General features: G+C 47.6%; 24 protein-coding genes. 9 read left to right on the forward strand and 15 right to left on the reverse strand.

Going from position 1 to position 26162, the window contains the following annotated elements; genetic code table 11:
• Nucleotides 1-75 precede the first annotated feature (75 nt).
• The 3 genes from djlA to MMG82_RS14115 are packed head-to-tail and all read left to right on the forward strand — an operon-like array spanning nucleotide 76 to nucleotide 2564.
• On the forward strand, nucleotides 76-864 hold the full coding sequence (djlA, locus tag MMG82_RS14105) for a co-chaperone DjlA (RefSeq protein ID WP_011718024.1): 789 nt from the start codon (nucleotides 76-78) through the stop codon (nucleotides 862-864).
• A gap of 55 nt (nucleotides 865-919) precedes the next feature.
• Nucleotides 920-1564 carry an outer membrane beta-barrel protein gene (locus tag MMG82_RS14110; RefSeq protein WP_011718023.1) on the forward strand — a complete coding sequence of 215 codons (645 nt, stop codon included), beginning with the start codon at nucleotides 920-922 and terminating at the stop codon, nucleotides 1562-1564.
• A gap of 46 nt (nucleotides 1565-1610) precedes the next feature.
• Nucleotides 1611-2564, forward strand: coding sequence for a D-2-hydroxyacid dehydrogenase (locus MMG82_RS14115; protein WP_047535509.1), 954 nt, complete (start codon nucleotides 1611-1613; stop codon nucleotides 2562-2564).
• A 385-nt stretch (nucleotides 2565-2949) separates the two neighbouring features.
• Here MMG82_RS14115 and MMG82_RS14120 read toward each other — a convergent pair whose 3' ends face one another.
• The 5 genes from MMG82_RS14120 to purT all read right to left on the reverse strand — a co-directional run bounded on the left by MMG82_RS14120 (nucleotide 2950) and on the right by purT (nucleotide 11230).
• Nucleotides 2950-3984, reverse strand: coding sequence for a transposase (locus MMG82_RS14120; protein ID WP_011718021.1), 1035 nt, complete (start codon nucleotides 3982-3984; stop codon nucleotides 2950-2952).
• A gap of 585 nt (nucleotides 3985-4569) precedes the next feature.
• Nucleotides 4570-5082: a hypothetical protein gene (locus MMG82_RS14130; RefSeq protein ID WP_041412744.1), complete on the reverse strand. Its 513-nt coding sequence runs from the start codon at nucleotides 5080-5082 to the stop codon at nucleotides 4570-4572.
• A gap of 957 nt (nucleotides 5083-6039) precedes the next feature.
• Entirely contained in the window at nucleotides 6040-8319 is a 2280-nt protein-coding gene (locus tag MMG82_RS14135; protein ID WP_241406996.1) for a tetratricopeptide repeat protein, read from the reverse strand.
• Entirely contained in the window at nucleotides 8309-9817 is a 1509-nt protein-coding gene (locus MMG82_RS14140) for a DUF3142 domain-containing protein (RefSeq protein ID WP_081990896.1), read from the reverse strand. Before MMG82_RS14140 ends, MMG82_RS14135 begins: the two co-directional genes overlap by 11 nt.
• 237 nt (nucleotides 9818-10054) lie before the next feature.
• Nucleotides 10055-11230: a formate-dependent phosphoribosylglycinamide formyltransferase gene (purT, locus tag MMG82_RS14145; protein ID WP_037421384.1), complete on the reverse strand. Its 1176-nt coding sequence runs from the start codon at nucleotides 11228-11230 to the stop codon at nucleotides 10055-10057.
• A gap of 216 nt (nucleotides 11231-11446) precedes the next feature.
• Between purT and MMG82_RS14150 the strand changes: the two genes are divergently transcribed.
• The 4 genes from MMG82_RS14150 (at nucleotide 11447) to MMG82_RS14165 (ending at nucleotide 15738) form a co-directional block, all read left to right on the forward strand.
• The gene (locus MMG82_RS14150) at nucleotides 11447-12934 is read left to right on the forward strand and encodes an AAA family ATPase (protein ID WP_203433033.1); all 1488 of its coding nucleotides are present in this window, start codon (nucleotides 11447-11449) and stop codon (nucleotides 12932-12934) included.
• Nucleotides 12935-13172: 238 nt separating this feature from the next.
• Nucleotides 13173-13655: a hypothetical protein gene (locus MMG82_RS14155; RefSeq protein WP_069454386.1), complete on the forward strand. Its 483-nt coding sequence runs from the start codon at nucleotides 13173-13175 to the stop codon at nucleotides 13653-13655.
• A gap of 522 nt (nucleotides 13656-14177) precedes the next feature.
• Nucleotides 14178-14591, forward strand: coding sequence for a DUF3302 domain-containing protein (locus MMG82_RS14160; protein ID WP_239000489.1), 414 nt, complete (start codon nucleotides 14178-14180; stop codon nucleotides 14589-14591).
• Between the two features lies 1 nt (nucleotide 14592).
• A complete protein-coding gene (locus MMG82_RS14165; RefSeq protein WP_069454388.1) occupies nucleotides 14593-15738 on the forward strand; it encodes an HlyD family secretion protein in 1146 nt (381 codons plus the stop codon).
• Between the two features lie 120 nt (nucleotides 15739-15858).
• Here the strand turns inward: MMG82_RS14165 and MMG82_RS14170 are convergent, their stop codons facing one another.
• The 4 genes from MMG82_RS14170 to cysP form a co-directional block, all read right to left on the reverse strand.
• A complete protein-coding gene (locus MMG82_RS14170) occupies nucleotides 15859-16989 on the reverse strand; it encodes a TOBE-like domain-containing protein (protein WP_241406997.1) in 1131 nt (376 codons plus the stop codon).
• Nucleotides 16986-17855, reverse strand: a complete 870-nt coding sequence (gene cysW / locus MMG82_RS14175; RefSeq protein WP_037429736.1) for a sulfate ABC transporter permease subunit CysW — start codon at nucleotides 17853-17855, stop codon at nucleotides 16986-16988. The genes MMG82_RS14170 and cysW overlap by 4 nt, the downstream gene beginning before the upstream one ends.
• Before the next feature lie 9 nt (nucleotides 17856-17864).
• Nucleotides 17865-18710: a sulfate/thiosulfate ABC transporter permease CysT gene (cysT, locus tag MMG82_RS14180; protein ID WP_037421358.1), complete on the reverse strand. Its 846-nt coding sequence runs from the start codon at nucleotides 18708-18710 to the stop codon at nucleotides 17865-17867.
• Between the two features lie 174 nt (nucleotides 18711-18884).
• Nucleotides 18885-19892, reverse strand: coding sequence for a thiosulfate ABC transporter substrate-binding protein CysP (gene cysP, locus MMG82_RS14185; RefSeq protein WP_047537360.1), 1008 nt, complete (start codon nucleotides 19890-19892; stop codon nucleotides 18885-18887).
• A gap of 221 nt (nucleotides 19893-20113) precedes the next feature.
• Between cysP and cysM the strand changes: the two genes are divergently transcribed.
• Nucleotides 20114-20980 (forward strand): cysteine synthase CysM, encoded by an 867-nt coding sequence (gene cysM, locus MMG82_RS14190; protein WP_252977840.1) that lies wholly within the window; start codon nucleotides 20114-20116, stop codon nucleotides 20978-20980.
• 135 nt (nucleotides 20981-21115) lie between these two features.
• On the opposite strand, the gene MMG82_RS14195 is transcribed toward cysM, so the two are convergent.
• Nucleotides 21116-21652 (reverse strand): DUF4136 domain-containing protein, encoded by a 537-nt coding sequence (locus MMG82_RS14195; RefSeq protein WP_037429744.1) that lies wholly within the window; start codon nucleotides 21650-21652, stop codon nucleotides 21116-21118.
• Between the two features lie 147 nt (nucleotides 21653-21799).
• On the opposite strand from MMG82_RS14195, the gene MMG82_RS14200 reads away from it, so the two are divergent.
• A complete protein-coding gene (locus tag MMG82_RS14200) occupies nucleotides 21800-22108 on the forward strand; it encodes a DUF1289 domain-containing protein (RefSeq protein ID WP_037429746.1) in 309 nt (102 codons plus the stop codon).
• A 42-nt stretch (nucleotides 22109-22150) separates the two neighbouring features.
• Here the strand turns inward: MMG82_RS14200 and MMG82_RS14205 are convergent, their stop codons facing one another.
• From MMG82_RS14205 to MMG82_RS14225, 5 genes are all read right to left on the reverse strand, one after another.
• Nucleotides 22151-23416 carry an ATP-binding protein gene (locus MMG82_RS14205; RefSeq protein ID WP_047537354.1) on the reverse strand — a complete coding sequence of 422 codons (1266 nt, stop codon included), beginning with the start codon at nucleotides 23414-23416 and terminating at the stop codon, nucleotides 22151-22153.
• Nucleotides 23417-23424: 8 nt separating this feature from the next.
• Nucleotides 23425-24138, reverse strand: a complete 714-nt coding sequence (locus MMG82_RS14210; RefSeq protein WP_011073412.1) for a winged helix-turn-helix domain-containing protein — start codon at nucleotides 24136-24138, stop codon at nucleotides 23425-23427.
• Nucleotides 24138-24530 carry a DUF3019 domain-containing protein gene (locus MMG82_RS14215; RefSeq protein ID WP_081990918.1) on the reverse strand — a complete coding sequence of 131 codons (393 nt, stop codon included), beginning with the start codon at nucleotides 24528-24530 and terminating at the stop codon, nucleotides 24138-24140. The genes MMG82_RS14210 and MMG82_RS14215 overlap by 1 nt, the downstream gene beginning before the upstream one ends.
• Nucleotides 24531-24556: 26 nt before the next feature.
• Nucleotides 24557-25420 (reverse strand): MipA/OmpV family protein, encoded by an 864-nt coding sequence (locus MMG82_RS14220; protein ID WP_037421340.1) that lies wholly within the window; start codon nucleotides 25418-25420, stop codon nucleotides 24557-24559.
• 348 nt (nucleotides 25421-25768) lie between these two features.
• Nucleotides 25769-26005 (reverse strand): hypothetical protein, encoded by a 237-nt coding sequence (locus MMG82_RS14225; protein ID WP_037421337.1) that lies wholly within the window; start codon nucleotides 26003-26005, stop codon nucleotides 25769-25771.
• Between the last annotated feature and the right edge of the window lie 157 nt (nucleotides 26006-26162).

A 26162-nucleotide genomic window follows, 5' to 3' on the forward strand; every position in this document is an offset into this window, starting at 1 on the left:
TTAGCGCCCTGACTTAACGGTTTCACTCGCGATGTCGATTGAGTGACTGAATAAATTATCAAATTGGGAATTAAGATGCGCCTTTGGGGTAAGTTTTTTGGATTTGTTATCGGGTTTATGTTTGGCCGTATTTTCGGTGCTCTGCTGGGCTTATGGCTTGGGCATCTCTACGACAAGCGCGCTGGTGGTGGCGCCAGTTTTAGTCAGATCTTAGGTCAAGCCAAGAATCGACAGGGAATATTCTTTAACACCACCTTCGCCGTGATGGGCCATGTGGCCAAGGCGTCGGGTCGAGTGACTGAAACCGATATTCGTATCGCGACTATGTTGATGGATCAGATGCGCTTAACGGGTGAAGCCCGTAAAGAGGCGCAGCAGGCGTTCCGTGAGGGTAAAGAGCCCGACTTTGACCTGCGTAGCAGCCTGCAAGCCTTTCGCGCCGTGACCCAAGGCCGTCAAGAACTGGTGCAAATGTTTATCGAGATCCAAATTCAAACCGCCCTATCGGACGGTGAGCTCGATGCCGCAGAACATGCAATTCTGATGACGGTGGCCCAAGAGTTAGGTTATGGTCGTGGGCAACTCGATGAATTACTGAAACGTTGGCAAGCGGAATACCGTTTCCACCAAACCTCTAATGGAAATAAAACCTCGATTACCGACGCCTATCATTTGCTCGGCATTAATGCCGAGGCGACGGATCAAGAGGTCAAGCGGGCTTATCGTAAGTTGATGAATGAACATCATCCCGATAAATTGGTTGCTAAGGGGTTACCACCCGAGATGATGGAAATTGCCAATCGTAAGGCGCAGGATATCCAAGCTGCGTACGACAGAGTGAAATCGGAGCGCGGCATGCGCTAATGCTTCGGTTAACGTTGTCGACGCAAGGAATAATAACGATAGATAAGGGATTAAGATGAAATACGTTAACCGATTAAGTGTGATTGCAGGTTTATTACCTCTAACCCTCGCATTACCAACCTATGCCGAACCCGAGCTGTTTGTCGCCCCCTACGGTGGTTACAGCTTTGGCGGCAGCTCGTTCGATATCAATGAACTCGATGCTAACAACGCTGAAACCAATAATAAGCAGAGTGTGGGTATCGAAGAGGCGAGCCATTACGGCCTCATGTTAGGGATTGGCACTAACGATCCCGGCAATATTTACCTGCTTTACAGTCGCCAATCCTCCGAGCTGAAAAGCGGTGGCCTGTTTACCCCAGACTTAGTCGCCTCCTTAGATGTGGACTATATCCACCTTGGCGGCACTTTATTCTTCCCAAGTGGCGATTTTCAGCCCTACATTACCGCCAGTGCCGGGGTGACTCGGATGATGCCCGATGATTGGTCAACGGAAACCCGTTTCTCCATGGGCATTGGTGGTGGCGTCGAATATCGTATGATGCAAAACTTTGCGTTGTTTGCGGATCTGCGTGGCTACGCGACCTTTATTGACAGTGACACCTCACTTTTTTGTAATGAAGACCAATGCTTATGGCATGTCACATCGGATGTAATGTGGCAAGTGCAAGCCAATCTTGGGGTCAAACTCAGTTTTTAATTTTCCTGCTTTATGGGCAAGGCGCAAACGCAGTTAAGAGGTAAAGATGAAAATAGTCGTACTCGATGGTGAAACCTTAAATCCAGGGGATCTAACCTGGCAAGCGGTCAGCGCATTAGGGGAATTTAGCTGTTTTGCCCGCACGCCCTCGGCGGAGATTATCCCCCGTGCTCAGGATGCCGAAATTGTGCTCACCAACAAGACGCCCCTCGATGCTAACACCTTAGCCCAACTGCCTAAGCTTAAATATATCGGTGTGCTTGCTACTGGCACTAACGTGGTGGATCTTGCCGCCGCAAAAGAGTTAGGCATAGTGGTCACCAACGTGCCCGCCTATGGTCCTGATGCCGTCGCACAAATGGTGTTTGCTCATATTTTGCATCATACGCAAGCGGTTGCGGCGCACCATCAAGCCGTTGCCGCAGGGCAATGGAGCAATTGCAGTGACTTTTGTTTTACCTTAATGCCGCTGCAATCCCTCAAAGGCAAAACCTTAGGCTTGATTGGTTATGGGGATATTGGTCAGCAGGTGGCTAAACTCGCTTTAGCTTTCGGCATGAAGGTATTAGTAAATACCCGCACTCAGCCCCGCAATTTACCCCAAGGCGTGAGTTGGACATCTCGTAATACGGTATTCAAGGAGTCCGATATTCTCTCGCTCCATTGTCCACTCACCCCTGAGACCACCGAGCTGATTAATGCTCAAACCCTCGAATTAATGAAGCCGAAGGCGTTACTGATCAACACCGCACGCGGCGGCTTAATTGATGAGGCGGCGCTTGCGGCCGCATTAACGCAGGGCAAAGTATTTGCCGGCGTCGATGTACTCTCTACCGAACCACCGAGCGCGGATAATCCGCTACTAACAGCGCCCAATATCAGTATCAGCCCACACAATGCTTGGGCAACCAAAGAAGCACGGCAGAACCTGCTCAATATCGCAACGGCAAATCTCAGCGCTTATCTAGCTGGCGAGCGAGTTAATTGGGTGAATCCATAAGGCCTGTGGGTTAGCTTGTTTCTGTAGGAAATGTTTTCATTCCAAAGAAATGCAGTTGGAATTGAAGGGGGAAAAATGTGTTGGATAGTTCCCTTAACGGCATAAAATTTGGGGGAGACGATATTTAAGTGCTGAGTTATAGGTGAGCCATGGTATTCGCTCATCGACACGCAGCGAGTCCGTCCGTGGATGCTCGACCGCCCCGTCCATGGGGCGGACGGTCGTCTCGCAAACCTCCATGGCTCACCTATTTAGCATCGGCGTAATCTGTAAGTTTTAAAGAAATACATAGCACGCTTTGGGACAAAAGCGTGCTATGTTTTGCGCGAAATTATCTCCATTTCGGATAAACAAAAATAATCCTAAACGCTGAGTCGTGAGCAACTTAAGGATGTAACGCTTGGCTTGAGGCTTTACCTTTACACCATTTGCCGCTGTTATGCTGCTTTTTAAATTCACACATGCTATCCCATCGACCACTTATGCCACTGTATTGACGACGAAACTCTTTGGCTGATGTGAGCCACGCATCGGGCGCAACACCTAATTCATTGAGTAGCTTAGGTCGTTGATTATCGATATAGCCTTTCTTATCAAGGCGGATGGCGCGGCCTGTCCAATCAATCAGTTCGAGATAATCGGCAAAGTGAAACGGAATACCCACTTGCTGATTCAGGTGAGCTGCGCCATCGAATTGGACCAGAGACTTGTGGGGAATATGAGCTTCATTAGTTGAGAAGTCAGTTTGTAGCTTTGAGATAGCTAATGGGCGCTTGGGTGAATCTAGCGAGTTAATTCGCTCCTGAATCGATGTAAAATCAGAGGATTGCAAAGAATCGGCAATGCCTGCTCTGATTGGATTTAAATCGACATACATCATGCACGCGAGCAAGGCTTGCTCATCTAACAGTGCTTGCGATTTAAAACGACCTTCCCAAAAGGCGCCTTTGCACTCATCTTCACGATTAGCCTTACGGGCAATTTCTTCGTTTAAACAACGCATAAACCAAGAAATACTGCTTAATCGTTCATGCCACTCGGTAATTAAGCCATCGAGCAACATGCGTTCACCTTCGATTAATGCATCACCATTCATATACTTAGTCGCGACTGCATGGCCTTTAGTGATTTGGCACCAACGGCTGATAATGTCTTTTTGCGTTAAGGATTTGGCCTTATCGACATCTATTTTAAGCACTAAATGATAGTGATTGCTCATCACCGCGTAGGCGCAAATATCGATACAAAATATCGCAGACAAGGCTTTGATTTTATCAACTATCCAGCCACGTCGATGCTCGTAACTACGTCCAGATAACTTATCCTCGCCGCACAAAAAAGCCCTTCTAACACAGCGATTTATCACATGGTAGAAGGGCGTTGAATTAGCATCAATTAGCTGTCTTCTTGCCGAAGTCATCGCAAACTCCACACAGACAAAATCAGGATATTTTAAAGCCTAGTTGAAGGTGCTGAATAACACAAAAAGATATGGCTGTCCCCGCTATTATCCAGATAACTTATCCTCGCCGCACAAAAAAGCCCTTCTAACACAGCGATTTATCACATGGTAGAAGGGCGTTGAATTAGCATCAATTAGCTGTCTTCTTGCCGAAGTCATCGCAAACTCCACACAGACAAAATCAGGATATTTTAAAGCCTAGTTGAAGGTGCTGAATAACACAAAAAGATATGGCTGTCCCCGCTATTAACTTCGACCGACAGGCGCTAACATCACCGCCTAAGGCGAGAAGTATAAGGATAACGGGCTAACCAAACAGAATGAGGACTTGATAACGGCTTGATGAACAAGTGATAAAAATATTAGCTCGTTCGCTAAGGGCGGGTCATGTCTGCATAAAAGTCTCTTTCAAAATAAGACCTTCGCCAGTACACATTCTCAATCCGCTATTTGCATAATAAAGTGTCCACAACCAGCATCGGGCTTGTTCAACACTTGGGATAAGGTCGCGGCTACGCGCGGCCTATCCTTATTTGTTATGCGTTAACGCCGATGATACAGAATACCTAGTGATCCTCGAATCCATACTTCCTTAAACTCTGAACCGACTTTAAATGTATTGAAGTGTGATTTTGATACATCTAATTTAACCGGCTCATCTGAGTTGGGAAGTAGAACATACACATAGTAGCTCATACCGCCTTTAGTACTTTTATATGTATCAAGTTCGACAACAGTACCTGATAAATAAACTTCTTTCTGGCTGCCCACCCAAGCGTTAAAGAAAAGAACATAGCCACCACTAAATAGCAATAATAATGCTGCAACCATTGATGTCCATGCAAAGCCTTTAAAATTTCCAGCTTTGCGTCGAAATTTTGGTAATTTGTAAAAATAAACATAGAAAGATAAACCAAAAATTGGAATCGACAAATATTTAAAGGCCCAGTGATAAGGTGCATTCAAAACTGTGTCGTACAAAAAATTTGGTATTATTGCAACAACTGCTATAAGTATAAAAAGCCCGTTTCCATACTTTTTTAGATAAAACTCCAAGGCCACTCCTTTTACGCATAACGATTAGCGCACGTGCGGCAAAGCGCGCAGCGATTTGACGTCACTGTGGCGCGCCTTGTTAGCCGAACCAATGCTACCGCTCAGCAAGCAAACCCAAACAACGACGCGCACGTGCAAATAAAAAACAAAACCAACCAACAACTGACCCGCGCAGCGTCGCTGCCCGCAAAGGGTGATTGGCACCTGTAAAATTTACGTTAAGGACAAACTATCAGAAGGGATGCAGCGAAAACAACTGGCGATTTAAACTTGGCTAAAACGAAGAACTGCCAAACAGCGCCACCATCCTTGATGAGTTGCCTTACCGGCGAAAACTATAAAACCCGAAAACCGGCTAACATTTTATTCGTGCGCATGCGCGTTTATCTCGTTAGACCAGCAAAAACGCGCACTGTTAACTACCTGTATGCAAAGAACTTATCAGCTTTCTGCCAAATACACTATCTGGAAAAACGCGCATGCGCGTTTTCCAAACCTATTAACTAAAATTCAGTTACTATATTCACCTGATTTTATAGCGTTTTATTTTTGCAGATGGAGTTAATGTGCACTGATATTGTCTAAAAATCATACCAAAACACCTAAGTTTAAATATGACTGTATACCCATCATTGTTAGCCGATTTTTGGTAAGGCCAAACATAGGCAAATAGATAAGAATATGTATGGCATCAGGTGTGGGAATTTTCGATTGAGCTAACGAGCCGAAACACTAAATGGGGCATTAGCTTTTTAGCCAAATGAACAGTTCGATGGTCGTAAAGATTGCCATTGTTGCAACAGTGACCGTTGGCGGCATGGATGCCGCCGTCGAGCCTATAAGGACATATTCATGGCGTGTCACTGGGAAAACAATGGCAATTCTCCCTGTACTCCAGCAATTCATCAGCTCTGCTTTAGCGCCTTTCTTTGGTGATAAGAAAGGCGCTTTGTGTTTTTACTGTTTACGCTTTCTTCTGCGCCACGCGTAAGCGCCGAGTAGGGCGGCGATGATGGCAACGCTAACGGCCACAGGCTTTTTCAGTTTGTGGTAAATCGCATTCCACTCGGCGATTTGGTTGGCTTTTTCCCGTTCGACGGCGCGGTCAAAGTCTGGGGTTTCACACTGCGTACCAAAATTCTCGGCCCAAGGCACAAAGGGGCCGTTGGCGACGTATTTTTTATAGTAGCGTTGGGCGAGTTCATCATCGCGATATAACACCCAACCTGTGGCTTGGCATAATAGCGCCGCATAGGCTTGGCTGTTGTGGGGGACTAAGTCGGCGGCCTTGCTTGCCAGCTCGGCGGCTTGGTAGCGATAGTGGAAACGTTTATCGGGAATCGCTTGGCTGGCGCTGATGCGTTGCTGCTCTTTATCGCTGAGCTTATCCGCTGCATACCAATCCCTTAAGTCGAACATCCCGGCGTAAATCGAATAATCCGGCGCTAATTCAAAGCCTAAGATTTCCATGCCTTGATGACGCGCGAGTTCGGCGGCAGTCCAATAGGCGCGGGCACTCTCAATGCCCTTGCTACTCTTGGCTGTGGTCAATGCCTTGCCATACTCCTGCACATTGGCATTAAGTGTGGGATTACTGAAATAAGCTGGCGCTTCGGCAATCGCGCCTTCACGCAGTAAGCGACGACCCAGTAAGTAACGCAGGCGATTATTGAGTGGCTCGACACTGTCGTACCAATCGCTGTCCTTGGGATACTCGAAGTTCATTACCGGCACATGCTCGTCGACAAACAGCTTAAGCTCGGCGGTGGTGAGCACGCGCTCGGCCACATAGGCGATATCCTGCCAATACTCATCGCCACTGGCGAACAGTTGGTTTAGGGCATCGACATATTCGCCCCGTTCAAGGGATAGCACGCCCTGCTCGGCGCGAATACGGCAATAGGTGGCTTGCTCTGCATCGGCTTCAATGGCCTGCTGCTGGGCATCCTGTTGGCTGGTAGTTGCGGTAGCAGCGTTCATATCCGTTGGGAAATGGCGCACCGCTTCGGCATAGGCCTTAGCGGCTTGGGCTTGATCACCCTTTTGCATCATTAATTTGGCCGTGAGCCACCAAGTCAGGCCGCTGGGTTTAGCGAGGGCAATGAGGCGCTCGGCACTGGCATAGTCGCCCAACTGATAGTAAATCGCGGCTAACTTATCGCCTTGGCTCAGCATGAGGCCATCGGTTGGGAAGACGGTCAGCGTTTTAGCGACCTGTTGCCCCATTTCTGTAAGCTGTCCATCAAAGGCGAAGTCATTGGCGCTGCTCTGCCAGTAGGCGATAAGCAACTGCTGCACACTTGGTTGCTGCAATAAGGGCTTAATCTCAGTGATATCTTTCGCCATTAAGGTGCGGCTTAACATCAACAGCGAATCATAACCGCTGCTGTCGCCCTCGGCCGATTGAGTGGCGTATAGCTCAATAATCTTATCCAGCGTGGCGGGATTTAAGGCCACATCAATTTTTGGCGGCTCATATTCCCCACGAGTGACTTCAATTTGAGCTTGGCCTTGATGCAGCAGAATATAAGCCTGCTCGCCAAGGCCGGCTAAGCTCAAGCGCAGCGGATCGGCTGCGCCTTGAGTCACCTCAGCTTGTAGCTGCTGCAAGTAAGCATTGGCTTGGACAAAATGGCTATTATCGTTGGCGCTTTTGCTCTTAATCAGCTCGATACGAGACAAGCTATACAGCGCCCACAGGCTGCGACCCGCACGCTCACTCTCAGGTAGGGCGATGACCTTTTTAAAGTAATCGCTGGCTTTATCGTACTCTTTGGCATCAAACGCCATGGCGCCAAGGCTGTACCACGTTAAGGCGGGCGCTAAGCTCTCTTTTAACTGCGCAGCGATTTGTTCGGCCTCAGCCAAGCTTTGTGCATCACGCAGGCTATTAACTTGCGCAAGTTGAGCCTCGGATAACTCGCTGTTTTCATAGGCGCGAGTCTGCGAAAGATAGCGACTGTGTGCCTCATCCCAAAGATACTCCTGCGCCGCTGGCGCCCCCTGAAACTGCCAAGCCAGTGGTTTGGCTAAACCGCTTAGCTGCTGGCTAAAACTGGTTTGGGGTAAATAACTTAGGTTATTTTGCCTGTCTTGAGTCAACTGTAATGGGAAGTCGGGGCCACAGGCTAATAGCACAGGGGAGAAGAGACTTAACCCAATCAGGCTGGTTTGTTTTAATTTGGTTTTCCAGCGTGGAATAGCCTTCGCTGGCAATGAATTTGACTTATGGCGCATAAATTCCCTGTAAATGTAATGACTCACAACGTGCCCAGCCTATGACTCTGCGTCCATTTGGGCTTAGCTCGATCGCTGAGATTAAATTCGGCGCAAACTGCGAGGAGGCTGGTGCGGCTGCGCGCTCCGTTGAGGTGGCTTGCGGTAACTGCCACACTAATATTCCTTGGGTTAATTTGGCTTGATAACCGTTTTGGGCATCATACCCGCTGCACGCCTGCGCCGCTAGGGACAACTGGCCCGGCAACTTGCCCGCAAGATTGCCCTTATTGACTAATACCAGTTGAAATAAGCGGCTTCCCGGCGCCTCATGTTGGGCTGACCCGGTATTAGCCTGGCTTAAGATTTCTAGCTCAATGTGCGCTGCGAGCGGTTGCTGCTTGGCGACGGCAATCAGGGTCGAGAGTGGCCACACCCGTTTATCCCCTTCGAGAGGTAATCTAAACCAAATTATCCCCTTAAGTTTTGTGTCAGCAAAGGTATGCAGTTTTTTAACAAAGGACTGCAACACCAGTGGATCGGCCATCAACTCCTGCCGCGCGAGATGCTGCGAAGATGCAGTGTCTGCCAATGGCATTTGCATCGGCACTTCACTCTCCACTCGATAACCCGCTGCCGTGCTATACACCGCCGAGCCGTAGGAGGGCAGGGCGATGAGATAGGGCACCTTAGCTAACCGTGAAAGTTGCTCGACCCATTGCCAACCTTGAGTGGCGTCGAACAGCCCTAAACGTGGGTCGCTAACACTGTGAATTTGCAGTACCAGCTCATCGATATTGTCAAACAACGCCGGAAACTCCGAGCTGCTCATCCAAGCGGGCAATGAAGTAATACTGAGTTTTAGCGAGTGGGGTAATTGGCTTTTTAACTCGCGTAAAAAAGCGTTATAGGCCGCGAGTTTACTGCTGGCGCTATCGTGGTCGATTTCAATTCCCGCAAGCCTTGTGCCCTTTGCCTGCCAGTCTTGAATGAGCGCGAGGATTTTTTGGAGAGCTTCGCGATTATTAAGGCGCGTTAGTTGGCCATCTAATCTTATCACCGCCACTTTAGGGCGAGGATCGGCCTGTAACCAGGTATGGTTGACCTGCACTTCAAACCAGATATCCGCGCCATTGGGTTTGGGATGGGCTTGCAATGCAAGAATGCGCACGCCATTAAATGTGCTTTGGCTTTCGACCAAAGCGCTTTGATTGGCATCGCGCCATTGCCGCTGCCAGACATACACTTCTTGGCTTAATTCACGCTGGGCGACGGTGTCTGCCTTGCTGCTCGATGTTTCTTGATTCGCAGGTTGACAGGCGCTAAGGGACACTAAGCCAAAGGATAATGCCAGTAGCTGGGATAACCTGAACAAAAGGGAAAGGGTGCGATGTATCGCTTGCAAGGATTTTGAGCGCCTAGGCTCAAAGTGCTTGGACTGAAAGCGCCTAGAGTGAAAGTGCTTAGAGTGAAAGCGCTTAGAGCGAAAGAGAGAGCAATAACGACTGCGTAAATCCATGGGATCAGAGTAAAAGCCTAGCGTGGGGCATGCCAAATAGAGGACTACTATGCCTCAAAACCACCTTGGATTGCATCAGGCTTTTGCATTAGACGCGAAATCAATTTGGGTGAAGAGGAAATGGCTGTTAACTCGGCTTTGATACCTTAATAACGCGCCCAGCAATAATGCTGGGCGCGGTGCTGATCACGGTACTGAACACTAAGTTGTCGGTGACAAGTCGTTAAGCATTCATGCCTAGAAAATCACTTTTACCTTAGATGCACTATCCAGCGCTTTGTTGACTGCGCTTTCGATATCTTTATCGCGGGCGAGGGCCACCCCTAAACGGCGGCGACCATCGATTTCAGGCTTAGCGAATAATCTGAGCTGAGTATTCTCCGCTGCCAAGGCATCGGCAAGACCTTGATAGCGAATGTTTTTCGATTTGCCTTCCACCAATACTACCGCCGAGGCGCTGGGGCCATGTTGGTGGATATTCGGGATCGGCAGGCCAAGAATCGCCCTGACATGCAGTGCAAACTCGGATAAATCTTGGCTAATTAAGGTGACTAAGCCGGTATCGTGCGGACGAGGCGAGACTTCAGAGAAGTACACATCGCTCCCCTTCACAAACAGCTCGACCCCAAATAAGCCGTAACCGCCGAGGGCTTCGACTACTTTGCTAGCGATCGCTTGGGATTTTGCCAGCACGTCGGCCGACATGGCTTGAGGCTGCCATGATTCGCGGTAGTCGCCGTCTTCTTGTCGATGACCAATTGGCGCGCAGAAGTGGATACCGTTGACTGCACTAATGGTTAATAGGGTGATTTCGTAATCGAAGGGAATAAAGCCTTCAACGATAACGCGACCACCGCCCGCACGGCCGCCTTCTTGGGCGTATTGCCAGGCTTTGACGCTTTGGGATGCATCACGGATAACACTTTGGCCCTTGCCCGATGAACTCATCACGGGTTTGACCACACAGGGCACGCCAATTTTGCTAATCGCTTGATTAAATTCGGTTTCAGTGTCGCAGAAGAAATAGGGCGACGTCGGTAAACCTAAGGTTTCAGCGGCGAGGCGGCGAATGCCTTCTCTATCCATAGTGAGCTTAGTTGCGCGCGCGGTCGGCACCACATTGAGGCCTTCGGCCTCCATCTCAACTAGGGTTTGAGTGGCAATAGCTTCAATTTCGGGGATCACTAAGTGGGGCTTTTCTAGCTCAATAACGGCGCGAAGGGCCTTGGCATCGAGCATATTGATCACATGGGAGCGATGGGCTATTTGCATCGCGGGGGCGTTGGGATAACGATCAACGCCTATCACTTCAACACCTAAGCGTTGTAACTCAATGGCGACTTCTTTACCTAGCTCACCGCAGCCAAGCAACATGGCGCGTCGAGCGCCCTCGGTGTAGGGGGTTCCTATCATGGTGTGGGTACCTTTTTATATTGGGATAATTGACGCCTTGGGGCGTTCTTGGGCCATAGTCTACCCCGATTGGCGGCAAAGCATGAGACTGAAATTAACAACTGTGTTTTTGATCAAGCTATTTAAGGGTGATTAGTGCTTGGCATGGTAAAAATCCTGTTTGTAGCGGTGTTTTATGTTAACTTTTGGTTTCATAACGGATTATGGACTTAAGATATGCAAGACATTCGCGATTTGACCGCAGTACTACGCTCTAAAACGCCCATCGTGGTGATTGAAACCTATGAAGAATATCGTGTTGTTGACATGCTTAAGCGAATCGCGAATGTACTCTATCAGCCGCTATTTACTTGGAGTATTACCCAAGGGCTCACGCGGGTTGATAAGCCGATGCCTGCACAGAAATTTAATACTGAACCTAGCGATATCCTAGGGCAGATTAAAGCGACGACTCAGCAGGGGATTTATGTGCTCTGTGATTTTCACCCCTTTGTGATTGATGCGCCAAAGAATGTCCGTCTGCTGAAAGAAATCGCCCTCGAATACGATGCGCTGCAACATACGCTGGTGCTAGTGAGTCATGCCTTTGAGATCCCGCCCGAAATTAAGCGTTACTGCGCCTATTTTCAGCTTACCCTGCCGAGTACCTCGCAGCTTGAGAACCTGATTTATCTTGAGGTGGATAAAGTGCGCACCCAAGGCATGCCATTGAATGTGGATGATAAAGCCGTGATTAAACTGGCGGAAAATCTGCGCGGTGTGACCTTAGATGATGCCAGGCGATTGATTCATAAAGCGATTGTGGATGATGGCGCCATTACTCACTCAGATGTTGACCTGATCAACAAAGCTAAATTTCAGTTGCTCGATCTTAACGGCATATTGCAATTTGAGTACGACACCAGTGATTTTTCGCAGATTGCCGGATTACATAATCTCAAAAAATGGTTAAAACAGCGCGCGCCAGCGGTGCAGGTAACCACCGATGCCAAGGCTGCGGTACAACCCGATGCGCCAAAGGGGGTGTTATTACTCGGAGTGCAGGGCAGTGGCAAGAGTCTTGCGGCCAAAGCGGTGGCGGGTGTGTGGCAGCGGCCCTTGCTCAGACTCGATATGGGCGCCTTATATAACAAATACATAGGCGAAACCGAAAAGAACTTGCGCAATGCCCTCGAATTGGCCGATATGATGTCGCCCTGTATTCTATGGATTGATGAAATTGAGAAAGGCTTAAGCGGCAGTAGCTGTGATGAGGGCACTTCGACTCGCATTCTTGGCACACTATTAACTTGGATGGCGGAGCGTAAGTCTGAGGTGTTTGTGGTCGCCACCGCTAACGATATTCAAGCCCTGCCGCCCGAACTGATGCGAAAGGGGCGAATGGATGAAATCTTCTTTGTCGATTTACCCGATGAGGCCATACGCAAGGCGATTTTCTTGATCCATTGCCAGCGCCGTGGTATCGATGTGACTCGGCTCGATCTTGCCCAGCTTTCGCGCCATAGCCAAGGGTTTTCGGGGGCTGAAATCGAGCAGGCGGTGATAGCCGCCATGTACAGCGCCCGCAGTTTAGCGCGAACGCTTGATCAAGACATGTTGTTAGAAGAGCTGACCAAAACCAAACCTTTATCCATAGTGATGGGCGATAAGATTAATGCCCTAAGACAATGGGCTGCGGGGCGCACAGTCAATGCCCATGAGTAGCTATTGGGCTGGTAATCGCTGATTTATATGTGGCGGCTTATGGGGTATCGCTTCTTATCCGCCATAAAGCGACTTTAGATTTTAGTGTTGGCTTTTGGTTGGGGAAAGAGTTGGGTATCATCACAGTCGATGTTAACTTGCTGGTGGATATGGATTATTTTTCAGTTTCTAATGGCAAGTTTTTAGTGTGAGTAATATTTGCCGTTTGTGTTGTACAGCATGATAAGCAGGGATAGAGATGAGTTTCGAGCAAGAGTTTACAGAAAAAGTCGATGGCTACTTAGCCAAGCTCACCGATAAGTTACAGCCCATTCTTAAGCAACTGATTGAGCATGATTATCCCCAAGAGGTGGCCACGCTGGCGTTTGAAGTCTTTGTCGATCGTTTTTCATCCCAATTCCCGGTGCGGGTATTTTTTATGGATAAAGATAACATCGAGTATTTTGTGGAACTCGATGGCAAGGCTGCATACCCATCACCAGTCAATCCAAGTTTGCTCGATATCGACCATGTCTATCCCGATGAGTTTGAAGAGGAATATATCGACAAGGATGAAGATCTTGACCCTTGGCAGATTGCAACCAACGCGCTTATCGAATGGTTCTCCAAGTGCTGGATTGCGGCAGGTGGCAAAAGCTTTAAATTAAAAGCTCATATCGCTCCCCATGACAGCCACTATGAGTTCAATTTAGTTGAAAGTCAGTGGCAAGAACGATGCTAACTCGCTTGAAGTTAAAGCTTTTAAATCAAACGCTTGGATGTTGTGATTCTTGGGTTAATGCTCAGACTGAAGCCGTGAGATCGTTATCCAGCCTTGGTTTGCTCGCCTCTACATCGGGAGTAACCCCATAGAAATCTAAGCTGACATTACCTATCTGCAAATCTCGTCTTTGCTTACTTTACGCGTTGCTCACTCACGCTAGCCTTTTTTCGATACAAGACATAAAGGCCTAGGCTTTTGAGCTATCCCTGTCTCGTCGCTTGCTGTATTTGGCAAGCCATAATTCATATCTTGGCGATAGTAATTTGTCGACACTGGCCACCTTTCCTTGGATGCCATTTGTCGCATCGCAATAAACCATTGTGTTTTTGATCAAGCTATTTGGATGGTTTTGTTGCGAATTTGTCATTCTGGTGTAGAACTATATGGTGTCTCAAATTGAAAGACACTGTGTGGCAAAGAGCGATTTTGGTAAAGGATGTTTTACCGAAATAAGGAATGGGAAGGGAGTGGGAGCTCAGCATGTTTCTGGATTATTTTGCCTTAGGTATTTTGTTTTTTGTCGTAGTGGTGATTTTTTATGGCGTGATTGCCATTCACGATATCCCTTATGAAATTGCGAAAAAGCGCAATCATCCCCAGCAGGATGCATTGCATATTGCGGGCTGGGTAAGTTTATTCACGTTACATGCAATTTGGCCTTTTTTATGGATTTGGGCGACCTTGTATCGAGAGGACCGAGGCTGGGGATTTAGCACTGTGATGAAGCGCGAGCAGGCATTGGAGGATGATGTTAAAGCGCTAAGGGAAACAGTAATGGCCTTACAGGCAAAGCTTGAGCAACTTGAATCAGCGCCTATTCCCATTCCGGCAGCAGCAAGCGTTGAGACCAATGCTGCAACTTCCACTGTCGTAAGCCCAAAAGCCGAGGTATAACATGGATTTACTATTGATATTAACCTATGCCTCCTTTTGTATTGTGATTTTTAAAGTATTTAAGATCCCGATGAACAAATGGACAGTGCCAACCGCCGTATTAGGAGGCGTGATTCTTATCGGGGCGCTGTTGCTGATAATGAACTACAACCATCCCTATTCACGTTTTGCGCGGGAATACTATGTGACTATTCCCATTACGCCTGCTGTGAAAGGTATAGTCACTTCTGTTGATGTCAAACCTAATACGCCGATTAAACAAGGGGATGTGCTGTTTCGCATTGATTCAACGCCCTATGAAGCTGTTGTTAAAACTAAAAAAGCAGCGTTGTTAGCAGCGGAGCAAGAGGTGCCACAACTTGAGGCAGCATTGGAAACCGCTAAGGCAAATGTGGCGAGAGTTGCCGCAGATAGAGATCGCAATAAGTCAGCCTATGACCGTTATGAACAAGGCCATCGTAAAGGTGGGGCGAACTCGCCTTTTACTGCGCTGGAATTAGACAATAAACAACAATTGTATTTAGCCTCTGAAGCACAACTTACTGCGGCGCGAGCGGAAGAGTTACGTGCACGTCTTGCCTATGAGTCCAATGTGGATGGGGTTAATTCTAAAGTTGCCGGACTACAGGGTGATCTTGAAAGCGCACTGTATAATCTCGAGCAAACTGTTGTGCGGGCGCCCGCCGATGGTATTGTCACCCAAATGGCGCTGCGTCCAGGGGCGATGGCGGTTCCCTTACCTTTACGGCCGGTGATGAGTTTTATCCCCGATGAACAGCGGTATTTTGCCGGTGCATTCTGGCAAAATTCGCTGCTGCGTTTACAGGAGGGCGATGAGGCCGAAGTGGTATTAGATGCGGCGCCTGGACAAGTGTTTAAGGGCAAAGTCGCTAAGGTACTCCCTGCGATGGCAGAGGGTGAGATCCAGATGAATGGCACGCTGCAATCTTCCAATCAGCTATTCCAAACAGGGCGGGTTATCGTATTAATCGATATTGAAGACGATGCGATACGCCGTCAATTCCCAGCTGGAGTAGCGGGACAAGTGGCTGTGTATAGCGAACATTTTCACCATGTCGCTGTGATGCGCAAAGTGCTGCTACGGATGCAGGGCTGGTTAAACTACTTGTTCTTCGATGGTCACTAGTAGGGGGGAATCTAACCACTTTGCTTGGATTTGGTTTTAAGCTGTTCTAGAGTTAACAAAAAGCGCTAACAAGACTGTCAGCGCTTTTTGTTGTATGCAGTAGGTGAATGCTGGCTGCGATTAAATATCGAAGACTAAGCTGCCCGGCGGCAGGAAGGGCCAGCTTTGACGGATAGGCGAACCATCACCTTGTTCAGCAAAGAAATAACCCGTTCTTGGGGTGGCGTAGACCACACAGCCTTTTTGCAGCCCCAATTCTTGCAGATGGTGGTGGGTAAAGGTGGCTTCCCACAGTTCTTCACTCTGCCAGCCGATAGGTGCCAGTTCGACACGCACTTCTGCGCCAACCGGTGTTATCGCCACTATGGTAAAAGGAATATGGGCTTGGCTATTGGGTTTATCCGCCAGTGCCAGCTCATGGCTACGCACATAGAGCGCGCCGTTTTGTTGCAGTGGCGCTTGCTCAGGAGGCACTAAGAAGGCGTCACCATTGGTCCAACGATTCTGTTGCCAGCTTGCCTCAAACCGATTGACGTTACCTAAGAAATCAAACACAAAGCGGCTATTGGGTTGGGCATACAACTCAATAGGGGTATTGACCTGCTCAATATGGCCGTTGCTCATTACCACTACTCTATCGGAAAGCTCTAAGGCTTCGTCCTGATCATGGGTTACAAACACGCTAGTGAATTTCAGCTCATCGTGAAGGCTGCGTAGCCAGCGGCGCAACTCTTTACGCACCTTGGCATCGAGGGCGCCAAAGGGCTCATCGAGTAACAGTACTTCGGGCTGAGTCGCTAAGGCGCGGGCCAAGGCGATACGCTGTTTTTGTCCGCCCGAGAGCTGCTCAGGGTAACGCTGTGCTAGATGGCCAAGTTGCACCATTTCGAGTAAATGGCTGACGCGCTTTTGGATTTCGGCCTTTGACGGGCGCTGTTTTTTCGGAATGACTTCGAGTCCAAAGGCGACGTTATCGGCGACCGTCATATGGCGGAACAGGGCATAGTTTTGGAAAACAAACCCAACTCTGCGGTCGCGCACATGCACTTGGGTCACATCGCGATTACCGAAATGGATTTGGCCGCTATCTGCGCCCTCAAGGCCAGCAATAATCCGCAATAGGGTGGTTTTACCCGAGCCGGAAGGGCCGAGAAGACCTATCATCTCGCCTTCTTGAATATCCAGATTTAGCGGCGAGAGCGCCTGAAATTGGCCAAATTTTTTGGAAATATTAGTTAAACGAATACTCATAATGATTGGCTCTGCTCTTGGTTGTCATTGGCGGATAAGCTGCGTTGTTGGCGCCACTCTACTAAGGCTTTTAGCAGTAAGGTAAATAGGGCGATCAAGGCAAGCAGTGACGCGCTCGCGAAGGCGGCTTCGGCCTGATAATCTTCGTAAAGTAATTGCACATGCAAAGGTAAGGTGTTGGTTTCACCACGGATATTGCCAGATACCACGGCAACGGCACCAAATTCACCCACGGCCCTAGCGTTGGTGAGGATCACCCCATAAATCAGTGCCCACTTGATATTGGGCAGAGTCACGCGGCGAAACAGTTGCCACCATGAGGCGCCAAGGATGACCGCTGCTTCTTCCTCCGATGCACCCTGTTGCTGCATCAAGGGGATTAATTCTCGGGCAACAAAGGGGCAAGTCACGAAAATGGTGACTAATAAAATGCCCGGCCAAGCAAACATGATCTGTAAATCGTGCTCAAACAGCCAAGCGCCAAGCCAGCCGCTGTTGCCGTAAAGTAGTAGATAGAGTAAGCCTGCGACCACGGGCGATACGGCAAAGGGGATATCAATCAAGGTAATGAGTAACTTACGCCCTGGAAACTCAAAGCGTGTCACGCTCCAAGCGAGCATGACACCAAACACTAAGTTTATCGGCACGGTGAGCGCCGCGACCATAAGGGTCAACCCAATGGCGTGGAGTGAGTCGGGTTGGCTCAGATGCTCGATATAACGCTCCCAGCCACCGACAAAGGCTTGCTGGAAAATACTGACTAACGGCAGCAGTAATAACACCATGGCCAAGAAGACTGCTAGGGTGATTAGGCTCCATTTGATAAGGGGCGCTTCACCGACTCTTAAAGGTTTAAATGAGTTCATGGTGGCTCCTTATCGGCCGTGAATACGGCGTAAATAACGCGCTTGCCACAGGTTAATCAGCAGTAACAGCAGTAAAGATGTTATCAGCACGATAGATGCAATGGCACTTGCGCCAGCAAAATCAAACTCCTGTAAGCGAACAAAGATCATCAATGAGGTGATTTCACTGATGTAGGGCATATTACCGGCGATAAAAATCACCGCGCCAAATTCTCCAAGACTGCGGGTAAAAGACAGTGCCGTGCCAACCATTAAAGCTGGCCACAGTGAGGGCAAAATCACCCGCCAAAACACCGCGCTATCGGTTGCGCCTAAGGTCATGCCAGCTTCTTCTTCATCGTTGGATAACTCTTCCAATACGGGCTGGACGGTGCGTACCACGAAGGGAATGCTGGTGAAGATCATCGCGACCACAATCCCCAATGGCGTGTAGGCCACTTTGATGCCAATTTCGGCCAATAGGCTACCAATCTGACCATTTTCAGCATAGAGAGTGGCTAAGGTAATACCCGCGACGGCTGTGGGTAAGGCAAAGGGTAAATCGACTAAGGCGTCGAGGAGGCGTTTACCTGGAAACTCATAACGAACCAATACCCAAGCGAGTAATAGCCCGAAAAGACAGTTAAATAGAGAGGCGGCCAGTGCCGACAATATAGTGACTTTGTAGCTTGCTAGTACGCGGGGATCGGTAATCACGCCCCAATACTCGGCCCAGCTCATCTGGCTGGTTTGCATAATCAGGCCTGTGGTGGGGAGTAAAAGAATCAAGCTGACAAACAGCAAAGACACACCTAGGCTGATACTAAACCCCGGCAAAACCCGCTTGTGGCGTAAGCGCCCATTATTAAATATCACTGAATAACCACCCGATAAGGTTAATGGAGTTAATCCAATATTATTATGCCATTAGCACGTTATTGCTCAATCGCGATAAAGACTGCTGATGTTTATCTTTATTGCGATATAACCACAAAACCCGGGACATTGCCCGGGTTGTAGGTTTGATGACTTAGGTACCCAAGCGGATGATCAACGCTTTAATAACTGATCCAGTTTAGCGCCATTGGCAAATTGGGTCTTCATCGCGTTGTCCCAGTTACCAATGATTTGCTCAACGGTCATTAACTCAACCGCAGGGAACTGTTTGGTAAATTCGGCAACCACTTTCTCGTTGTGAACGCGGTAGTTAAATCCGGCTAACAAACGTTGTGATTCTTCGCTGTAAAGATAGTTTAAATACTCGGTCGCTAATTCTTGCGTGCCGTTACGCTTGGCATTTTTCTCTACTACGGCAACGGGGAATTCTGCCAGAATCGAAGTTTTAGGCACGACAACTTGGTAATCATCGGCGCCATATTGCTGACGAATATTGTTAACTTCAGATTCGAAGGTGATCAACACATCGCCGATGCCACGTTCAACAAACGACGTGGTTGCACCACGGCCGCCCGTATCAAATACGGCAACGTTACCGAGGAACTTCTTCAAAAACTCATCTAATGAGGCTTGATTATCTTTTCCATAGTTTTTCTGGGCATAACCTAAGGCTGCTAAGTAGGTGTAACGCGCATTACCTGAGGTTTTTGGGTTCGGGAACACCAACTTAACGTCATCTTTGGCTAAATCATTCCAGTCGCTGATTTGCTTTGGATTGCCCTTACGCACTAAAAACGCGATGGTAGAGTAGTAAGGTGAGCTGGCATTAGGCAGCAGTTGTTGCCAGTTTTCTGGGATCAACTTGCCGCGGTCATGCAGAATTTGCACATCGGTGACTTGGTTAAAAGTCACCACATCCGCGGGTAAGCCTTGCAGAATCGAGCGAGCCTGCGCTGAAGAACCTGCATGAGACTGTTTGATTTCAACCGTTTTACCGGTTTTTTCTTGCCAATGTTTAGCAAATACTGGGTTATAGGCACTAAATAATTCCCGTGAGATATCGTAAGAGGAATTAAGTAAGGTCTGATCGGCGGCTGCGGCATTGAGGGAAGCGCCCAGTAATAGGGTTCCTAGCAGGGCCTTAGTGAATTTTACTGGCATTTTGTGCTCCTTAATCTGGCAACTGTGTCAGGGTATAGAGATAGAGTAATTGAAGTTTTTACTTATAAAAAGCTAGGTAAATAGAACTTTTTTGAATAACTATGAGCAATTAATTGTATGCCATAGGTGATATTCATCGTGTTTGTTGTGGCTAAGCCCCTTAAAATATCCCTATGCGAGTCGCTTTTATCAAATAAAGGATAAACCCTGTGTCTGACTTTATGACTATTGAAGCCTGTATCGGGCAAACGCCGCTAGTTCGTCTGCAACGGTTGGATTGCGGGAGCTCTACGGTACTGTTAAAGCTAGAGGGCAATAATCCCGCTGGCTCGGTAAAGGATCGTGCTGCACTGAATATGATTAACCAAGCGGAGCTTCGCCAGGAAATCGCCCCAGGTGATACCTTGATTGAAGCCACCAGTGGCAATACAGGAATCGCCTTAGCGATGGCCGCAGCGATTAAAGGCTACAAGATGATCCTGATTATGCCGTCGAATTCGACCCAAGAACGTAAAGATGCCATGCAGGCGTATGGTGCCGAGCTGCTGCTGGTGGACAATATGGAAACCGCGCGGGATTTAGCTTTAGATCTTCAGGCACAAGGTAAAGGTAAGGTGCTGGATCAGTTCAATAATCAAGATAACGCGAATGCGCATTTTCTCACAACTGGTCCAGAGATTTGGCAGCAGAGCGAAGGCAAGATCACTCACTTTGTTTCCAGCATGGGTACCACGGGTACCATTATGGGTGTGTCGAAATACCTAAAAAGCCGCAACCCCGATATCACCATTGTCGGGCTACAACCCGCTGATGGCAGTTCGATACCAGGGATTCGCCGCTGGCCGCAAGAATATTTACCGGGTATTTTTGATGCCGCCCGTGTCGATGCCGTGATGGATATAGAAGAGCAAGATGCCAAAACCATGGCACGAGCCTTAGCGCGAGAAGAGGGGATTTGTGCTGGCGTGAGTTCTGGCGGCGCGGTATTTGCGGCACTTGAGATAGCGAGGCAGAATCCGGGGGCCGTTGTGGTTGCGATTGTGTGCGATAGGGGCGACCGTTATCTATCATCTGGGCTATTTTCTTAAGCCGCGTTTTATCCACTGATCCTCGCATTTGGGATTTCTTCTGCAATAAAAATGGGCGTGTATCGCCCATTTTTATCACTTATTGCTTAAGCTCTCATAGTTTCAAGCATCGCTTAAATCATCATGGCCCAATGATTATGGCTGCGGTGGAAATTGCGCCAAAATCCGACTTACCGCCTTAGCAGTGTCTTGGGCTTTTTTATCGCCGCCCGCATCAAAATCGAAACTATCGGTACCGCGCCAAATCAGCTTATTGGTTTTAGCATCGATAATATCAATTTGAATGGTTTGAATTTTTGCTGTGTCACTGCCAAGAGGCACGCCAACGCTGGTGCCTATGCCAATGCCGCCAGAACGGCCAAAACTGCCCGTGCCTAAGCCTATAGATAGACCTGAGTCTTTAGGCTTGTCTTGGGTCAGTAAGCCATAGGCGACTTTAAAATCGGGGGAAGAAGCATTTTCGGTAAAGCCTTTTTGGCTTAATTGCTGGGTGATTTCGGTTTGAATACGCTGGGCACTGAGCGGATCGTCGTTGGGCTGTGGAGCAAGCTGCGAGAAACTCTGCAATGCCTTAAAGTTATAATTGAGATCGTAATCGTTTTTCGGCTTAGTGCTGCAAGCACTTAAAAAGACCGTGGCGATGAACAAACTGGCGATGTATTTGTATCTCATCATTGCACTCCAAATTGTACGAACAGTATTCAATGTGCCTTGATTAACAGTAAGACTGCAAGTAATTTAGTGAAAAGTGTTTGATTTTTGTTAAGTATAGAAGGTCACACATTTTACGTACTTAAACTGGCAGAGTAGCCCAAGATCATGGAACAGTTAGCCTTTTTCGATATTCCTAGCCCTTGTATCGGTGTGTGCCAAACCGATGCGCGGGGCTATTGTAAAGGTTGCCTGCGCAGTCGTGATGAGCGGTTTAATTGGTTGCATTTTACCGATGCCGAAAAACATGATGTGATCCGTTTATGTCATCAACGGAAACGTCGGCGGGAGCTGGCCTTGTATAAGGCGCGTCAGCAAGCGCTTGAGCAGGAGAGAGCGGCGCTTAATCCACAGCTTGATTTTGCGCCACAGACCGCTGCAGAGTTAGATTTAGGCGATCTTGCTCTCGACGAATAATCTCAATGAGCCTTTTTGATAAGATGATACAAACTAGAGGCGCTAAATTTGCCGCTTTTTCGGCCAGCTTAAGGTGAAACGCGTCTGGGCTGGATGGCTGGTGACATTGACCTCACCCTGATGACGCTGCATGATCCGTTTGATAATCGCTAAACCTAAACCATGACCCTTATTGCCATTTTGCACCGATTGGCTGCGGTAAAAGGGCTCGAACACTTTAGGTAAATCCACCTCAGGGATAGGCTCTCCATCATTACTCACACTTAGTGTTACCCGTTGCTGGGTTTGGCTGACTTCAATCAAGATTTGATGGCGAGCAAAACGCTGTGCATTGGTCAGTAGATTTTGCAGTGCTCGCTCAATCAATGCTGGTTCGCCAAATAAGGGCAGGGTCTCTATATCTGTATGCAAGGTTATTGGGGTTTCACTCAATGCACTTAAACGTTTAATGGATTGATTAATCAAGGTGATAAGATCGTATTCATCTAGAGGCATTTCACGCTGGGATTCTAAACTGGCGTAGGTGAGTAATTCTTGCAGTAGGTTTTCCATTTCCTTAATGTCGAGCTGCATTTCATTGAGAAAATCCTGACGCTTTTGTTCGTCAGAGTCAGCTTGGCAGTACATGGGCATTAAGGCAAGGGCGAATTTAAGTCGCGCAAGGGGCGTGCGAATCTCGTGGGAAACCGCATTGGACAAATGTTTTTGGTTTTCAATCAATGCGCTGATATGTCGCGCCATTTCATTAAAGGTATTGGCTAAGGGTTTTACCTGAGAGCGGTTCGAGAGATTGATGCGAGTGTCCCATTTGGCTTCGCCAAAATCCTTTGTGGCCTTACGCAATATGCTTAAGTCCCGCGAGAGTGGTCCAACCCAAATCAAAGCGACGAGTGCGAGTGACAAATAGAAAAACAGAGTGAATAAATTACGCAGATCGGCTCTGGGGTCTATCTCAATAGGACCCGCCATTAATACTTGTTCACCTACCTGTATAAACTGGAATTGTTCGCCCTCACTGGTTGTGGTGGTGACTACATGATTGGGCGTCAGAACTTGATCTTTCGCCAGTGCAATTTGATCTGGACTGAGTAGATTTAACGGCAGCTGATTATCGATTGTGAGTGCTTCTAAGTAATCGTGGCGACTCTCCTCTGGAAGCTGAGTCAACAGCTGGGCAAATGCAACCAGAGGAGCATCTAAGGGATTATTTTCATCTACATTTTTCTTCCATAGGCTGTCCAGTGTCCAGCCTATGCCCAGAAAACTGAGACTCAGCAGTAAATATAAGCTGATAAAGAGACGTTTCACGGGAGTTCTTAGTTGTTCCAGGCCTCAGGGGCGAAGAGATAGCCTTGTCCCCAAACGGTTTTGATTCTGAAGGGGGTCTCAATATTGTCGTTGAGCTTTTTGCGAAGTCTTGAGATCCGCACATCAATTTTTCTGTCTTTACCATCAAAATCAATATTGAGCAGTAATTGATAGATATATTGACGACTCAGTACTTGTCCTGCCTGTGATGCCAGTAACCACAGGAGTTCAAACTCATGGCTGGTGAGGTCGACTTCTTTGTTGTCGAGTCGAATTGCATGGGTATGGGGATCGATACTGAGTTTACCAAAAGTCAGGCAATGGGATTCGGCCTGAGGCGGTTGGTTTTGGCGGCGTAATAGGTTGTTGATACGGGCAACCAGCAGGGCAGGATCAACGGGTTTAACCACGTAGTCGTCTGCACCGAGTTCTAGTCCTTTGATCTGATCTTCGCTTGAGCCTAAGGCACTCATCAACAGGATCGGGCCGGCAAAGTAATCGGGTAACTTTTCGCACAGGCTAAGGCCATCAATTCCTGGCAACATAATGTCTAGCAGGATGATATCAGGCTTATAGTTGATTAAGCGGGTTAACACTGTGTCGCCACGACGCTCTACTTCAACGTGCATGCCGTGGGATTTCAAATAATCTACGATTAAATTCGCAAGACGGACATCATCTTCAACCAATAACACTCTGTGGGGTGATTGTGGATTCGTCATTAAAATAAACTCCAAGGGTTACGGTAACGTCTGCGCACCTGAGGCTGCGAGGTCGACGTGATTTTTAATTTGGCTCCAGCCAGTGTTTGGTTGGTATCCTTACTGACCAGAACAAAGTGAATATCGTTTAGCGTACTGACATTCAATGTTATTTCATGTTGTTCTAGCGATTCGCTGCACCATTTAGGATAGGCATTGTTGTCAGATAAGATACAAACCAGCTCATTTTTAGCGAGTTGCCACTGCAAGTCTACACGGATTTCACAGGCTTGGTTTTCATCCCCCGTGATACAGATTTCAGGGGTCAGTTTTAATTTTGACTCTTCATTTGGAGCGGCAAGTGCATGGGTCGGTCCCATTAAGCTAACGCTTAGACCGAATATGCATAGCATCCTAATATGAAGGGGCGTCACTCTTGTTAAAACCTATACGCTGCGCCAATAAAATAAGTGCTGCTATAGTCTTGATTGAGCAAGGGACTGGCGGCTATTTCATCTGCAATTTGTGTGTAGCGGAACGCAAAGAGCATATCCCAGTTATCAGTTAAGATATAACGGGCTGTCATTTCGACCCCTTTATTCCAGCCAGCATCAGCATGGTAATGTTTGCTCCAATAATCATTTTCACTCGGGCGTACACCATAGTAATAGTCGACGACGTTGGTACTTTTCCAATCAAATACGAGTGACATATCCATTACCCAGCGGGTTAAATGCCAACCATAGGTCCATTTAATTTGCGCTTCAGCGCCTTGATGCACATCAAACATATCATGGGTGTAGGCTAACCTAACTACGCCTAATGGGGTATAAATAAATGCTTCAGCGCCACCTAATAACGTAAAGTTACGCGATTCTAAGGAATTAAACACGGGTTCGGGTTCACTGCTGAGAACTGTCTTGGTCGAGAGCATTCTCGCCCCATCCTGTGAACTTCGCTCCAAAAAGATATTCGAAGGGTCCCAGCGATAGAAATAAGCTCTATCCATGCTATAGCTGGTCACTAAGTTGACGCTGAAATATTGCTGCTCAACTAAGCTATAGCCTAAGTTACCGTTATCAAAAAACCAATGATCACCATAGTAAGCTACAGTTGGGATAAAAAAGACCGGAATATCATCAAAATCCCTAAGAGGGTTGGTTTTTTGTCCCCAACCGACCGCCACGCCTAAATCCCAGTTGCGCATTTCAATACATTCATCTTTAGTGACGCACGGTTCTTTGGCCATTCCAATAGAAGGTAGGCTAAGCGCGGTGAGTAAGATTAATAATGTTCGATACATGATATGCGTTCGGATTTAATGACAGTCGGTAATGGGCAACAGATTAGCATTTTATGCTTAATTCCACAGTGCTTTCACCTGAAGGGATGCAAAATGATACAGATATCATACAAATAGCATATATGTAGATCTCGTAATCAATTGAAAGACATCATAAAAGCATAAAATGCACTTGCTTAGCGCTTTTGTCGACGTTGGTGTGTTGTATTTATACTGTTTTGCTTTTTGGGCGCTAGTGTTACTAATTTGGGTTGGTGCAGCAAATAAAATGCCATTCATTGTCGGAATGGCATTCGTAAGACTCGATGAAACCTGATTACAGCCTGGAGCTAAAGGAAGTAAAACCGATCAGTTGAGTTCTTTTAGTGTCTGATAGCCCATTTCTGTTAGCTGGTCATTCACGCAGTCGAGGACATATTGTTTAAGCTCGGCATTTTCAATCTGATCTTCAGATGCCATCTGTTGGCATACTTCGGTCAGTTGAGCGATATCATTTGCAGGTGCAGGAGGAAGTGTTGATTCATCGGCAAAGCTAGCAAAACTGATTAGCGCCGACAGGGTGATAACAGCTGATAACGTTTTCATTTTATTTCCTTTAGTTATTGATAGTTAACAACAGCCTAACTGGTTTCCCATCATGCCGCTGCGTCAACAGATAGCAATTTATCATTGCTATTATTTTTTAGATATAAATAATTTTTCACTCATTTTGTAAGCTATTTTTTGTCGAATTATCATGGTT

Origin of the sequence: Shewanella sp. MM_2022_3 (assembly GCF_022557375.1) — a bacterium.
GTDB lineage: Bacteria > Pseudomonadota > Gammaproteobacteria > Enterobacterales > Shewanellaceae > Shewanella > Shewanella xiamenensis.

Coding starts and splice junctions, on each gene's coding strand:
- MMG82_RS14220 (WP_037421340.1), bottom strand. CDS start 25,420: ATGTATCGAACATTATTAATCTTACTCACCGCGCTTAGCCTACCTTCT.
- purT (WP_037421384.1), bottom strand. CDS start 11,230: ATGATAGGAACCCCCTACACCGAGGGCGCTCGACGCGCCATGTTGCTT.
- MMG82_RS14225 (WP_037421337.1), bottom strand. CDS start 26,005: ATGAAAACGTTATCAGCTGTTATCACCCTGTCGGCGCTAATCAGTTTT.
- MMG82_RS14155 (WP_069454386.1), top strand. CDS start 13,173: ATGAGTTTCGAGCAAGAGTTTACAGAAAAAGTCGATGGCTACTTAGCC.
- MMG82_RS14110 (WP_011718023.1), top strand. CDS start 920: ATGAAATACGTTAACCGATTAAGTGTGATTGCAGGTTTATTACCTCTA.
- MMG82_RS14140 (WP_081990896.1), bottom strand. CDS start 9,817: ATGGATTTACGCAGTCGTTATTGCTCTCTCTTTCGCTCTAAGCGCTTT.
- MMG82_RS14170 (WP_241406997.1), bottom strand. CDS start 16,989: ATGAGTATTCGTTTAACTAATATTTCCAAAAAATTTGGCCAATTTCAG.
- cysM (WP_252977840.1), top strand. CDS start 20,114: ATGACTATTGAAGCCTGTATCGGGCAAACGCCGCTAGTTCGTCTGCAA.
- MMG82_RS14200 (WP_037429746.1), top strand. CDS start 21,800: ATGGAACAGTTAGCCTTTTTCGATATTCCTAGCCCTTGTATCGGTGTG.
- MMG82_RS14195 (WP_037429744.1), bottom strand. CDS start 21,652: ATGAGATACAAATACATCGCCAGTTTGTTCATCGCCACGGTCTTTTTA.
- cysP (WP_047537360.1), bottom strand. CDS start 19,892: ATGCCAGTAAAATTCACTAAGGCCCTGCTAGGAACCCTATTACTGGGC.
- MMG82_RS14115 (WP_047535509.1), top strand. CDS start 1,611: ATGAAAATAGTCGTACTCGATGGTGAAACCTTAAATCCAGGGGATCTA.
- MMG82_RS14150 (WP_203433033.1), top strand. CDS start 11,447: ATGCAAGACATTCGCGATTTGACCGCAGTACTACGCTCTAAAACGCCC.
- djlA (WP_011718024.1), top strand. CDS start 76: ATGCGCCTTTGGGGTAAGTTTTTTGGATTTGTTATCGGGTTTATGTTT.
- MMG82_RS14160 (WP_239000489.1), top strand. CDS start 14,178: ATGTTTCTGGATTATTTTGCCTTAGGTATTTTGTTTTTTGTCGTAGTG.
- MMG82_RS14210 (WP_011073412.1), bottom strand. CDS start 24,138: ATGACGAATCCACAATCACCCCACAGAGTGTTATTGGTTGAAGATGAT.
- MMG82_RS14120 (WP_011718021.1), bottom strand. CDS start 3,984: ATGACTTCGGCAAGAAGACAGCTAATTGATGCTAATTCAACGCCCTTC.
- MMG82_RS14215 (WP_081990918.1), bottom strand. CDS start 24,530: ATGCTATGCATATTCGGTCTAAGCGTTAGCTTAATGGGACCGACCCAT.
- cysW (WP_037429736.1), bottom strand. CDS start 17,855: ATGAACTCATTTAAACCTTTAAGAGTCGGTGAAGCGCCCCTTATCAAA.
- MMG82_RS14135 (WP_241406996.1), bottom strand. CDS start 8,319: ATGCGCCATAAGTCAAATTCATTGCCAGCGAAGGCTATTCCACGCTGG.
- MMG82_RS14165 (WP_069454388.1), top strand. CDS start 14,593: ATGGATTTACTATTGATATTAACCTATGCCTCCTTTTGTATTGTGATT.